This is a genomic window from Desulfuromonas sp. TF (assembly GCF_000472285.1).
Classification (GTDB): domain Bacteria; phylum Desulfobacterota; class Desulfuromonadia; order Desulfuromonadales; family ATBO01; genus ATBO01.
In genome coordinates, this window is record NZ_KI421415.1 from 35,034 (window position 1) to 48,416 (window position 13,383).

Consider the following 13,383-nt stretch of genomic DNA (forward strand, 5'->3'; position numbering starts at 1 on the left):
CCTTGATCAGGACACCGTCGTAAAGAGAGGTGCGGTGATTCCGCCCGCCCCCCATGCGAACGGAGTATTTCTCCAGAATCCGCAGGCCAGGAGTGGTCTTGCGGGTATCGACGATCGTGGCCCCCGTTTCCGCCACTTCCCTGACGAATTGGGAAGTCAGTGTGGCCACGCCGCTCATGCGCTGCAAAAGATTCAGCGCGACACGTTCTCCCTGCAGCAGAGCGGAAGCTTCCCCTTTCAGCCAGGCCAGAACCTCGCCGCGGCGGACGCCCTGGCCGTCTTCCAGAAGTTTTTCAAACGCAACGTTCTCATCAAGAAGCTTAAAAACCCGCCCTGCGACATCGATGCCGGACAGGACGAAATCTTCTTTGGCCACAAGTTCTGCGCGAACGACGACCCCGGATTCCACCGTCGCCATCGTGGTCACATCACCCAAGCCGATGTCTTCCTGCAGGGCGTTACGGATTATCCTGTCAATCTCAAACATGAGGTACCCCCTAACATATTGAAAACGCTTTTTTATACCATATCTTTTCAACCCGCCGCAACCGAAAACCCGACGCCCGTGCTAAAAGTAAATTGCTTTACTTTTGGCCATTTTTTGCTTAAAAGTTTAGGTCATGGTCCGACTTTCCACCCCCCCAAGGAGATTCAACGTGCGCCTTTCTTTTCTATCTGCATTGCCGCTCATCCTTTTTCTACTCTCCGGCTGCGTCAGCAAATCGACCTATCAGCAGCAGGTCGATAAAGCGGACAGCCTGTCCGCCACCATTCACAACCTCGAGAACGAACTTCAGCAATTGCTGGAAAAACAAACGGAACTGGCCACCCGCAATGACGATCTCAATCAGAGCCTGGCTGAGGCTTTGGCCAGGAATTCAGCCCTGCAGCAGGATCTCAGCCGAGCCCGTGCCGACATCGACCGAGTGGAGCGGGTCCTTTCGGCACGCAGCGAAGAAGCGGGAGAGGCGATGGCCGAAATGCGCCGGACCATCGACAGGCTGGAGGACCGGAACCGGGATTTGACCCAGCAGGTGGAACAGGAGCGGATCGCCCGCGAGGCGCGAATCGCTCAGATGAAGAATACCTACGATGAGCTGGTGGACAAGATGGAATCGGAGATCGAGCGGGGCGAGATCACTATTTCCGAACTGCAGGGACGCCTCACCGTCAACATGGTGGAGCGGATACTCTTCGCCTCTGGCGAGGCCGCGGTGAAGCCCGCCGGACTGGAGGTGCTGAGCCGGGTCGGAGACATCCTCAAGGAGGTCGCCGATAAGGAAATCCGTGTCGAGGGACATACCGACAATGTCCCCATCAGCACCCGCCTTCAGCAGACCTTCCCCTCCAACTGGGAGCTCTCGACCGCCCGAGCGACGAACGTCGTCCATTTTCTCCAGGACAAGATCGGCATCCCCGCTGAACGGCTCGCCGCCTGCGGTTTCGGCGAACACCGGCCCATCGCCGGCAACGACACCCCCGAGGGGCGCGCCCAGAACCGGCGCATCCAGATCGTTCTCGTCCCCCTGGAAGGGAAGGTGCACCAGCCGCTTGAGTAAAGAGAAGACAGAAGACAGAAGACAGAAGACAGAAGACAGAAGACAGAAGACAGAAGACAGAAGACAATCAGAGCATGCTCAAACTGAAGAGGCCAGCTTTTATTCTATTTTCTGCATTCTGACTAGCTCTGTTCAGGCTTCTCCTTCTCCACATTCTCCCCCCCCTGATAAAAGCTCCAGACGTCCCGGGCCAGTGAGGCATTGACCCCGGGAGCGGCATTCAGCTCTTCCAGGGATGCCTCCTTGATCTTCTTCAGACTGCCGAAATGCTTCAGGAGAGCCTTGCGTCGCACCGGACCCACCCCCGGAATCTCTTCCAGGGAGGATTGAAGGGCCTGCTTGCCGCGCAGCTTGCGATGATGGGTGATGGCGAAGCGATGCGCCTCGTCCCGCAGCCGCTCAAGCATGAACAGGGCAGGAGAACCCTGGCGAAGCAGCACCGGGTTTTTACGCCCCGGAAGGAAAAAACGCTCCTCGCTGCGCTCCACGGCCTTTCCCCGCACGTTGGCCAGCACCCGGCTCTTGGCGATTCCGGCGGCATCGATGCGCTCCTCTAATCCCATCTCCGCTAGAACGGCGGAAAGAACCGAAAGCTGCCCCTTGCCGCCGTCGATGAGAATGAAATCGGGGAGGAGGTCTTCCTCAATCCCCCGGAGCAGCCTTCTTTTGAGCACCTCATAGAGAGAGGCGTAATCGTCGGCCCCCTCGACGGAGCGGATCCGGAAATGGCGATAGGCCCCCTTGTCCGGCTCGCTGTCGGTCAGCACCACCATGCTGCCGACGCTCTGACGTCCGCCGACGTTTGAGATGTCGAAACACTCCATGCGACGGGGCAGCCGGGACAGGTGCAGTTTCTCCCGGATTTCCTCGAGAACCCCCTGCCGGGCCTCTCGGCGGCTTCCCCGCTCGCGGAAAGCCTCCAGGGCATTGCGCTCGGCAAGGGAGACGATCTCGCGCTTCGCCCCCCGCTGCGGCGCCGTGACCGCCACCTTTTTCCCCTTGCGCTCGGTCAGCCATTCGGAAAGAGCCGGCGCATCGTCGAGAGCGAAGGGAAGCAGTACCTGGTCGGGGATAAAGATGTCCAGGCCATAGAACTGCTGAATAAAATTGGAAAGAAGCTCGTCCTCGGCAAGACGCCATTCCAGATCATAGATGCGCCGGCCGATGAGCTTGCCCCGGCGGATGAAGAGAACGGCCAACTCCACCTCCCCCCCTTCCCGGTGCAACCCGATCACATCCTGGTCTCCGCCTCCGGCCTCGACCACCTTCTGCCTTTCCACCGTCTGCTCGATGGCGCGGACCTGGTCCCGCAGCCGGGCGGCCTCCTCGAAGCGCATTCCGGCAGCGGCGGCCTTCATCTTCTCCTCCAGCAGGGCGACGACCTCGTTCTCCCGACCCGACAGCAGGGCGATCACCCCTCTGACGAGCTCCCGGTATTCCTCCAGACTGATCTTGCCGTGACAGGGTGCGCTGCACTGGCCGATCTGGTAGAAGAGGCAGGGACGGCCGCGGCGGCGGCAGGCGGCCAGGGGATAATGGCGCAAGGGGAAAATGCGGTAGATCTCCTTGAGGGTCTCGCGCACCGCCGAGGAGGAGGAGAAGGGCCCGAAATAAAGTGCGCCGTCGCGCCTGACCTTGCGCACCACCTGCAGGGCGGGAAACTCCTCACGAGGATCGAGGCGAATCGAGACATAGGTTTTGTCGTCGCGCAGATGGATGTTGTAGCGGGGGCGGTATTTCTTGATCAGGGTGTTCTCAAGGATGAGCGCTTCTTTTTCCGTGTCGGTGACAATGATAGCAATATTCCGAACCCGGTCCATAAGAAACCGGATGTGGTTCCTGCCATCGCCCCGGGCCGAAAAATAGGTGCGCAGGCGGTTGCGCAGATTTTTGGCCTTGCCCACATAAAGAACGCCCTCGTCCTCCCCCTTCATGATGTAGACGCCGGGGGCGGCGGGATATTTTTTCAGGTCGACTTCCTGCAAGCGGTTATCCGATGGACATAAAGCCGGGGCGATCCGGGCGTTTTGCAATGGAGAGGGAATGTACTCGCTGAGGTGGAATTGAGAATATCAAGGGGGCATTTTTCTGTCAAATGAAAGGGAAGGGACTGGAGGACGTGTCCTGTCCGCTGAAGTAATTCCCAAAGCCTTGGTCTTCCAGGGAACCACCAGTTTTCACTGGTTTTAAATCTTCAGATTGATATAATGCCGTCTTTGCAGAACCGTACTGAGGAGACGAGCCTTGAATCTGCTGTGGAGCAACATTTTCCGCAAGAAACCGGAAGAAGAATCGCTCGCCTTTTTCCTGGGGACCGTGCCCGTTTTTTCTGAACTGGAGGGGCGCGAACTGGCCTACCTGGAATCCCTGGTTCACATCCGCCGCTACTCTCCCGGGGAAATCGTTTTCGAAGAGGGGGACACGGGCTCCGGCATGTATGTCATACGCACCGGCAAGGTGGAAATTTTCCTCCGCAATGCCGAAGGACGAGAGGAGCCTCTGGCACTGCTCGGACCGGGCGACTTTTTCGGCGAAACCACACTGACCGCTCCCACCTCCCGCACCGCATCGGCCCGGACCCTGGAATCCGCCGAACTGTTTGGCCTCTTTCGCGCCGATCTGCTGAAAACAGTGCAAAGACATCCGGGCATCGCCAGCAAGATCCTGCTGGGGCTCACCCGTATCATCAGCGAACGCCTTCAGGCGACCGGGCAGGAAATCCGCAGGCTCCAGGCGGCCGCCGCCGCTTCCGCCGCTCCGACAGGGACCGATTCCGAAGAAGGCAGCCATGAATCTCTCAAACAATAAATTTTCCAGACCCCAATTGCTGCTGTTCTACATCGTCCTGACCGCCGCCATTGCATCGGGGCTGGCTATATTCTTCTCGGCGTCGACGGTCATTTCCCTCTTCCGGACGGCAACGGCGGGGCTCTTCCTCCCTCTTCTGCTTTCCCTGATCGTCACCTTCCTTCTCGAACCGGCAGTGCGCCTGGTGGAGGGGGAGAGGATCAGTCGCACCGCCGGCATCTTCGTCATTTACCTGCTGATATTTATTCTGCTGTTTCTGGCCGGGAGCTGGTTCAGTCCGAAGTGGCTGGGGATGTGGATGTCCCTGAAGTCCGACCTCCCCCGTTACACTGCCGGCCTCATCGAATTCCTCAGGGAAGTCCAGGCCAATCTGCACAACCATTTCCCCTTCATCGTCAATTACGATCTGCCGGGACGAGCCCGCACTCTTGCCGAGCAGCTGCTGTCCCAGATCCTGGTGCAGACCCCTAAATCGGCCCTGCGTCTCGGCAGCCTGCTGATTCTTGTTCCCCTTTTCTCTTTTTTCTTTCTCAGGGACGGCCACCGCATCATGCGAGCCACCGTCGCCCTCACCCCCAACCGTTACTTCGAAATGGTCCACGACCTCTTCTATCTCGTCAGCCACCAGATGGCCCAGTTCATTCGCGGCCGCCTTCTCGAGGCCTTTATCGTCGGCGCGGTCGTCACCGCGGGGCTTTCCATGACAGACATCCGTTATGCTCCCATTCTCGGACTGGTTGCCGGAGTCACCAACCTGGTCCCTTATATCGGACCGATCGTCGGCATGATCCCCGGCATCCTCATCGCACTGATCGATCTCGGCATGGGCGGCCAGTTCTGGTGGATCGTCATCGTCTATTTTCTCATTGCCCAGGTCCTGGTGGATAATTTCATCCTGATCCCTATTCTCATCTCCCGGGTCGCCAACCTCCACCCCCTGTGGGTTATTCTGGCCATCATCATGGGCGGGAAGCTTTACGGCGTCCTCGGGATGATTATCGGCGTACCGGTAGCCTCCATCGCTAAAATCGCCATTCTGGAAATCCGCCATTACCGCACCAACCTGGCCATTTCCGAAACATCGCTGGAGACCGGCCGCTTTGTCTGAATACGCCCTCGATCATTCTTCCATCCGCTCGTTCTTCGCCACGACCGGCAAGGGAATGGAGCAGGTCCTTGCCGACGAACTGCAGAAACTGGGCATCGCCGGAATCGTCACGGAAACAGGCGGAGTCCGCTTTGAGGGTCCGATGATCGACGCCTGGCGCGCCAATCTGTGGCTGCGAACCGCCAACCGCGTCCTCATGCCTCTTGCGGAATTTTTATGCGACAGCGGCGAAAGTCTCTACCAGGGATTGCGGGCTCTCCCCTGGCATGATTACCTCAATCCCGACATGACCCTGGCGGTGGACTGCAATCTTCGCGACTCCTCACTCACCCATAGCGGATTTGCGGCCCTGAAGGCGAAAGATGCCATTGTCGACTCCCTGCGCGACCGTTTCGGGCGGCGTCCCAACGTCGCCCCCAGGGATCCCGACCTCAGGGTCAATCTTCACGTGGCGAAAAACCGCTGTACCGTCAGCCTCGACACCTCGGGGGGCAGTCTGCACCAGCGGGGCTACCGGCGCGAGCGGGCCGAGGCGCCCCTGAAGGAGACCCTCGCCGCCGCTCTCATCGAGCTCACCGACTGGGACGGCAGCATCCCCCTTCTCGATCCCATGTGCGGCTCGGGAACCATCCCCATCGAGGCGGCCCTGAAAGCCTCCGGCCGGCCGCCCGGACTGGAGAGGCAGGATTTCGGCTTTCAGCGCTGGCCCGATTTCCGGCCGGACGTGTGGCAGGGATTGGTTGAGGAGGCCAGGGGACAGATTCTGGATACCCTGCCGGCGCCGATCATCGGGTCCGACATCTCCCCCGCGGCCCTGGCCATGGCCCGCAAAAATGCCGCCTGGGCCGGAGTCGGCAGGCTCGTTACCCTTAACCGGGCCGACATTCGCAGTCTTGCTCCTCCTCCCGGACCCGGAATTCTTCTTTTCAACCCCCCTTACGGCGCCCGGCTCGGGGAGATCGAACAGCTCAAAAGCCTCTATCGCCAGATCGGCGACGCCATGAAGCAGAACGCGGCGGGGTATACGGCCTATCTCTTCAGCGGCAATCCCCAGCTTGCCAAATTCGTCGGCCTCAAGGCCTCGCGCCGCATCGTCCTTTTCAACGGGCCGATCGAATGCCGGCTGCTGCGCTACGAACTCTATTGACCTGAAAAGCTGATGAAAAACGCCCACCTGCGGCGTTGTCCTCATCCTTCGTCAACGACGTACCTTCCAGGTACGCCTTTTTCCGAAGGATGTCGTCCGCCTTGCATCTGGACATTTTTGATCAGCCTGGGAAAACCACGTTTTGATCAACCTTCATCCCCGGCGCGGCCGCCCTTGACTTGACCTTCCGTTTACACCATAATCCCCTCATCTTCCCTGCGATATATGTTGTTTTTTTCGCAGAACAAATTCCTTTTCAACAGCCCCTGAATACCTATGCCCCGACACCTCTTCAAATTCGTCAACAATCTCCAACTCCGCTGGAAGCTGCTGGTGGTGGTTCTGCCACTGGTCCTTATCCCCATCATCGTGGTCGGCAATGTCATCGGCTACATCTCCACACGCCAGGCGAACCTCGGTCTGACCCAGACCAGCAAGGACGATCTGGAACATATGGCGACCTTCACCATCGACCTGCTCGATTCCCACCATCGTCAGTTTCAGGTGTATACCGAGGACAAAAAGGAGACCGTCAGGCAGGAATTGAGAGCCTTGACCGATCTCGCCTACAGCCTGGTGCAGGCGCAGCACAATCAGTACCTGGACGGCAAAATGGACCTGGAGGCGGCCAGGCGGGAGGCGAAAAAAGCCCTCAAACGGGTCAACGTCGGGGACAGCGGCTACATTTACGCCATGACCAGCAAGGGCGATCTCGAAGTACATATCGCCCGCGAAGGAGAAAACGTCTACGACGAACAGGATGAGGAAGGCCGCCATTTCATCCGGGCCATGTGCAAGGCAGCGGTGCGTTCCAAACCGGGGCACGTGCTGTTCATCGTTTATCCGTGGCGCAACGAAGTCCTCGGCGACCGGCGGCCCCGGCAGAAGGTCGTCGCCTATCGCTATTTTCCCGAATGGGACTGGATCCTTGCCACCGGAGGATACCTGGACGAAACCTACGAGGCTGCCGAATTCGAAGAAATTGCCTTCGAAGAGCTCAAGGCCAAGATCAAAAACAAGAAAGTGGGGCAGACCGGTTACATCTACTGCATGAACAGCGAGGGAAACCTGGTCATTCATCCCGATGCCGAAGGCGTCAACATATTCGACTCCACCGATTCGAACGGATTTCATTTCATCCGCGAAATGTGCGAAAAAAAGGAAGGATGGATCCGTTACCCCTGGAAGAACCTGGGCGACCCCGAAGCTCGGATGAAAATCGTCCGCTACAGTTATTTCAAGCCCTGGGACTTGATCGTCGCCGTCGGTTCCTACGAAGACGAATTCTACCGGGAAGCCAACCTCATCGAGGGACGCATCGTGCGCAGCCTGGTGGTAATCTCTCTCGTCGTGGGTCTTATTTCCATCGCCATGGTCTTTCTCGCCGCCAAGGTTCTCACCGACCCCATTCATCACATGATCTCGGTCATCCGCAAGGTGAAACAGGGGCGTCTCGATCAGCAGATGACCGTGGAGAGCAACGATGAACTTGGGGAACTGGCCGTCAACTTCAACCGCATGACTTCCATCATCCAGCGCAACCGGGAAATGGAAGCGGCCCTGGCCCAACAGGGTAAAATGGCCTCCCTGGGCATTCTTTCCAGCGGAGTCGCCCACGAGATCAATAACCCCCTGGGGGTCATCCTCGGCTATGCCAGCTACATCGAGGGGAAGATCGGTCCGGAGGACCCTCACTATAAGTTCATCCATGAGATCAAGCGGGAAAGCAAGCGGTGCAAAAAGATCGTTCAGGATCTGCTGAGTTATGCCCGCACTCCCAAACCGACCCTGGAAGAAACCGACATCAACGAACTTCTGGGTCAGATCGTCGATTTTGCCGCCAACCACACCGACATGCACCATGTGACCATCGCCCGGGAATTCGCCCCGGCGCTCCCCCGAATCATGGCGGACGGCGACCAGCTGAGGCAGGTGGCCATCAACCTCATCCTGAACGCGGGCGCCGCCATGGACAAGGGTGGGCGGCTGGTGGTGGGAACGGCATCCGACGGAGACGGCGTCCTCCGGATCACCTTCAGCGACAACGGCGCCGGCATTGCCGAGGAACATATGGACAGGATTTTCGAGCCCTTTTTCACCACCAAGGCCCGGGGAACAGGTCTGGGACTGGCGATTACCCGACAGATCGTCGAGCAGCACCAGGGGAGGATTTCCATGGAGAGCACCCCGGGAGAGGGGACAACGGTCACCATCACACTGCCGCTGGGACGGGAGGATTATCGATCATGAACCCGAAAAGGATCATGCTGATCGACAATGAAGAGGGGCTCTGCCGAATGATGGAAGCGGTCCTGGTCGACAGCGGGTACGCGGTCCGGGCCTTCACCCGCTCCTTCGAGGCGGTGGAGGCCTTTCGCCCCGACCAGTGGGACCTGGTCATCACCGACATCAAGATGCCGGGGATGGACGGTCTCGAGGTGCTGGAGCGGATCAAGACCAGGGCGCCGGCCGTGCCGGTGGTGATGATCACCGCCTTTGCCACGGTGGAGATGTCCATTCAGGCTCTGCGCAAGGGGGCCTACGACATGCTGACCAAGCCCTTCGAACCGGAGGAGCTTCTCTACCGGGTCAAGAATGCGCTGAAGCATTCCCAGCTTCTGGAGGAAAACCGCGAGCTGCGCCGGGAACTGGTCGGAAAATTCCGCTTCGACAAGATCATCGGCGCCTCGCCGGGGCTCAAGAAGCTTCTGGAAACGGTGGAAAAGGTGGCGATCCGCGATACCTCGGTGCTGATCACCGGCGAGTCGGGGACGGGGAAGGAACTGATCGCCCAGGCCATCCATTACAATTCGCCTCGCCAGGACAAACGGTTCGTCGCCATCAACTGCGGCGCGCTGCCCGAGACGCTGCTGGAGAGCGAACTCTTCGGCTCTAAAAAGGGAGCATTCACCGGAGCCACGGAAAACCGCCAGGGACTGCTCGAAGCGGCCGACGGCGGCACCCTTTTTCTCGACGAGGTCGGGAACCTGCCCATGAACGTGCAGAAAACCCTCCTGCGCTTCCTCCAGGAGCAGGAGTTTCTCCGGATCGGCGAGACCAGGCCGACCAAGGTGAACGTGCGCATTCTCTCCGCCACCAATTCCGATCTGCGCACCGGCGTCGAAAACGGTTCTTTCCGCGAGGACCTCTATTACCGGCTGAACGTGGTCAACCTGCACCTTCCTCCTCTGAGGGAGCGCCGGGAGGACATCCCTCTGCTGGCGACCAGTTTCATCAAATCCCAGAACGAGAAATTCGTCACCGCCTTCACGGGGCTCTCCCCCGAGGCGCACCGGGCCGCCTGCTCCTTCGACTGGCCTGGCAACATCCGCCAGCTGCGCAACGTGATCGAGGCTTGCATGGCCGTCGAGAGCGGCGAAACGATCAGCCTGGCGGTCCTGAAACGGTTCATCGAAATCCCCGCCTCGGATGAAGAAGGGGATGGATGCCCGGAGAGCGAGTACGCCGCCGCCCTGTCCCGGTTCGAAACAAATTACCTAAAGGAGTTGCTGAAAAAAACCGGCGGCAACATCGAAGCCGCCGCACGGGAGGCGGGGATGAACATGGCCACCATCTATCGCAAGCTCAAGAAATACGATATCCGCAGGGAAGACCATTCCTGATCGCAATCTGCGGAATCCTTGTGCCGTCGCCATTTGCGGGCTTTATGCTTGACATCGTGCACAACAAAAGCTAAGTTTTCCCATATAGCTAAAACGTCATTCTACTTCATGCAAACGCGGCCGGAAGCATCGGGAAGGAGGTTCCCCATGAACGCCAGACTCAGCAGACAGATGACCCTCCTGGGAATCTGCGCCATGGCCTTTTACGGGATCATGCTTGGGTCGGGAATATTTTCCATCGACATCATGCCGCAATTCATCATCTCGGCCGTGATTTTTCTCAGCTCCGGCAGGATCATGAGGAAAGCGGCCCGGGCCATGGTCCGCGACGAGGAAGAGGAACAGGATAAGCGGCAGAAGCGAAAGGAAGCCGACTGGCCCTGGCTCACGGGGCTGCTCAACTGGACTGCCGCCTTCCTGATCATCGGCCTGATGGTCATCTTCCTGATGAAACCCCTCGGAGTCTCCTTTACCGAAGTCCTGCAGTTGACCACCGCCCCCGATCAGTTCTTCGCCCACTCCGTCCCCTGAGCGCGGATAAGCAAATCCTTCACGCGGAGGCGCGGAGGCGCAGAGAAGACCTTTCTGTTTTTGACTTCTTTGCGGTCTTTGCGGCTTGAGTGAGCGAAGCGAAACGGGCGTGAGATGGTTTTGACTTTGATTTTAGATGTTGTAAGCGGAAAGGCCGTCCCGACAAAGGACGGCCTTTCGCTTTTCTGGATAGCTCGGGTTCTGAGACTTACTTCAAACCGACCCGCTGGAGTTCCAGGTCCTCCTCTTCAACAATCTCGCCGGCAAGAGCCTCCTGCTCGACGGCCACCGCCTTGGGCTGGCGCAGGGAGAGACTGAGCATCGCCCCGACCAGAAGCATGACGCCTGCTACGGCAAAGGAGGTGGTGAAGCTGCCGGTCTTGACCTTCAGCATTTCCGAGACACGCACCAGCACGGCTGCTCCGATTCCCCAGGCTGAGAAGAGGATGCCGTAATTCATGCCGAAGTTTTTCATTCCCCAGTAATCCTTGGCGAAAGAGGGAAATAGGGCGAGATTGGTGCCGTAGTTGAAGACCATGAAGGTGACCAGCAGGACGACCATCAGAGGGCTTCCCTTGCCGCTGAGACCGGGGATGGCGGCGAACATGAGAGCGGCCTGGAAGACCAGCATGATCAGCAGGGTGTTGGCACGGCCGATCTTGTCGGACACCACGCCGGCCACCAGGCGGCCGGCGGCGTTGCCGACGGACATGATGACGACCACGAGGAAAGCCATCTCGCCCAGGCTCGCCGAGGCCAGCCCCTTGGCGCTGCCGATAACCATGAGGCCGGCGCCTGCCCCGATGAAGAAGCAGGCCCAGAGGGTATAGAATCGGGCATCCCGGAAGAGCTGAGACGGTTTGCAATCCCCTGCGCTCGCCGTCTTCTTCGCCGCGCCGGCCGCGGAAACTCCGGCGGGTACGAAGTCTGCGGGAGGGTTGCTGATCAACAGGGCCAGGCCGCTGACCACCACGGCAAAGGCAATGCCGAAAAAGAGCATGGACTGCTGCAGGCCGTAGCCCTCGAGAAGATATTTCGCCAAAGGAGCGATATAGACTGAAGCCAGGCCGAAACCGGAAACGACAAGGCCGGCGATGAGACCGGTCTTGGCCGGCGGAAACCACTTGAGAGCCGGCGGGGTGGCCGCCGAGTAGCCGAAACCGATCCCCATCCCCGCCAGAACCCCGAAGCCGATCACCCAGGCCAGGTAGCTCGTGGTCTGGGAAATCCAGATGAAACCGGCTGCGACCATGAGACCGCCGATGATGCAGGTGACTTTGGGGCCGAACTTGTCCTGAACTTTTCCGGCCAAAATCATGGCCACGGCAAAGGCCAGACAGGCCACGGCATAGGGGTCGTTGATCGAGGCCTTGTCCCAGTTGAAAGCGTCGGGTCCGCCCGTGGCGATCGAATCGGCGATCGCGCCCTTGAAGATGCTCCAGGTGTAGAGAATGCCCAGGGCCAGGTTGATGCCCGTCCCCGCCAGAGCGACGGTCCAGCCTTTTCTGCTTGCGTTTGGCAGTGTCATTTCGTTTTCCTCCTTTAGTTGAATGGAACTCGAGCAGTTGTTGGCAGAGATGTACCGGATATGGTGCGGCAGCGGCCATTTCACTCTGAAAGGACGGATAAGCGGTTTTTGCCTTATCCCACCTGCCGCCGCGGGAGCAAAAGCCGGCTGCGCCGGCCGGGGCGACGTCGGAAGAGGCGAAACGGGGGCTCCGACTTTTTCCTGAGGATAACGGGCCACCAGTTCCTGGTATTTCGAACAGTCCGCGATGCGATTATTGCAATAGGTCACCATCATCTGAACGTCATGAGAGGTGATGTAGCCGCAGCCGACATCGCAGCAGTCGTCGTCTTTACGAAAGAAGGGGCATACCTGGCTGTTCTGCATGGGCTTCGCTCCGATCCGATGGGGGAGGAACCTCCCGGTGTTGTATACGGATAGAGCAACCTGCATACCAATGTTTTAGGAGGGCCCGATTCTCACCGACTTCGGTGTAAATACAGTGACTTAGAATGCGGAACAAGGATCAGGGGGGGGATGCGGCAGCGCGTCGGCATTTGCAGAAATGCAAAGAAAGAAGAGAAAAAGGCGGGCTTTCCCTCTGGAAGTCAAGGAGAGCACGCATGAAGGCGAGAAATAATCTGAGGGATTCCGAAAGAGTGCAGTGTTGCAAAACTTTGTTTTGCAACACTGCGAGCATGAATCGGAGGGGATTTGCAGAATTGCGAAAAAGGGAGTGAGGATCAGGCCCGAGAGACGAAACGGGCTTCCCGGGTGTCCACCTTGATCTTCTCCCCCGTCTCCAGATAACCCGGCACCTGGATTCTCAGGCCGGTCTCCAGGACCGCTTCCTTCGTCTGGGCAGTGGCGGTGGCATTCTTGATGGCGGGGGCCGTTTCGGTGACGGTGAGCTCCACCGTCATGGGAGGATCGACGCTCACCACCTGTCCCTGAAAGATGCCGAGCTGCACCTCCGTCCCCTCCAGCAGAAATCCCTGAACCGGCTCGAACAGCTCCGGTCCAGGCGAGAAATAATCTGAGGGATTCCGAAAGAGTGCAGTGTTGCAAAACTTTGTTTTGCAACACTGCGAGCATGAATC

The 13,383-nt window shown here is 58.8% G+C and carries 10 protein-coding genes and 1 pseudogene; 7 read left to right on the forward strand and 4 right to left on the reverse strand.

The annotated features are described in order from the left end of the window. The coding region (locus DTF_RS27090; protein ID WP_369798550.1) for a nicotinate-nucleotide diphosphorylase at nt 1-487 on the reverse strand (487 nt) is incomplete at its 3' end. 169 nt (nt 488-656) lie between these two features. On the opposite strand from DTF_RS27090, the gene DTF_RS0105925 reads away from it, so the two are divergent. Further along, nucleotides 657-1,559 carry an OmpA family protein gene (locus tag DTF_RS0105925; protein WP_162148596.1) on the forward strand — a complete coding sequence of 301 codons (903 nt, stop codon included), beginning with the start codon at nt 657-659 and terminating at the stop codon, nt 1,557-1,559. A 122-nt stretch (nt 1,560-1,681) separates the two neighbouring features. Here DTF_RS0105925 and uvrC read toward each other — a convergent pair whose 3' ends face one another. Further along, entirely contained in the window at nt 1,682-3,544 is a 1,863-nt protein-coding gene (gene uvrC / locus DTF_RS0105930; protein WP_027714584.1) for an excinuclease ABC subunit UvrC, read from the reverse strand. A 259-nt stretch (nt 3,545-3,803) separates the two neighbouring features. On the opposite strand from uvrC, the gene DTF_RS22125 reads away from it, so the two are divergent. The 6 genes from DTF_RS22125 to DTF_RS0105960 all read left to right on the forward strand — a co-directional run bounded on the left by DTF_RS22125 (nt 3,804) and on the right by DTF_RS0105960 (nt 10,776). Further along, the gene (locus DTF_RS22125; RefSeq protein ID WP_051360985.1) at nt 3,804-4,367 is read left to right on the forward strand and encodes a Crp/Fnr family transcriptional regulator; all 564 of its coding nucleotides are present in this window, start codon (nt 3,804-3,806) and stop codon (nt 4,365-4,367) included. Next, nucleotides 4,348-5,475: an AI-2E family transporter gene (locus tag DTF_RS0105940; protein ID WP_027714585.1), complete on the forward strand. Its 1,128-nt coding sequence runs from the start codon at nt 4,348-4,350 to the stop codon at nt 5,473-5,475. Before DTF_RS22125 ends, DTF_RS0105940 begins: the two co-directional genes overlap by 20 nt. A 55-nt stretch (nt 5,476-5,530) precedes the next feature. Beyond that, nucleotides 5,531-6,622: a THUMP domain-containing protein gene (locus DTF_RS0105945; protein WP_081702836.1), complete on the forward strand. Its 1,092-nt coding sequence runs from the start codon at nt 5,531-5,533 to the stop codon at nt 6,620-6,622. A 276-nt stretch (nt 6,623-6,898) separates the two neighbouring features. Continuing rightward, nucleotides 6,899-8,872 carry a cache domain-containing protein gene (locus tag DTF_RS0105950; RefSeq protein WP_027714587.1) on the forward strand — a complete coding sequence of 658 codons (1,974 nt, stop codon included), beginning with the start codon at nt 6,899-6,901 and terminating at the stop codon, nt 8,870-8,872. Continuing rightward, on the forward strand, nt 8,866-10,245 hold the full coding sequence (locus DTF_RS0105955) for a sigma-54 dependent transcriptional regulator (RefSeq protein ID WP_027714709.1): 1,380 nt from the start codon (nt 8,866-8,868) through the stop codon (nt 10,243-10,245). The genes DTF_RS0105950 and DTF_RS0105955 overlap by 7 nt, the downstream gene beginning before the upstream one ends. Before the next feature lie 147 nt (nt 10,246-10,392). Further along, nucleotides 10,393-10,776 (forward strand): hypothetical protein, encoded by a 384-nt coding sequence (locus tag DTF_RS0105960; RefSeq protein WP_027714588.1) that lies wholly within the window; start codon nt 10,393-10,395, stop codon nt 10,774-10,776. Between the two features lie 208 nt (nt 10,777-10,984). Here the strand turns inward: DTF_RS0105960 and DTF_RS22130 are convergent, their stop codons facing one another. Together DTF_RS22130 and DTF_RS27095 are read right to left on the reverse strand one after the other, a co-directional pair. Next, complete coding sequence (locus DTF_RS22130; protein WP_035055973.1) at nt 10,985-12,304, reverse strand: MFS transporter; 1,320 nt, start codon at nt 12,302-12,304, stop codon at nt 10,985-10,987. A 722-nt stretch (nt 12,305-13,026) separates the two neighbouring features. Beyond that, nucleotides 13,027-13,383, reverse strand: a pseudogene (locus DTF_RS27095) (elongation factor P); the annotation flags it as partial.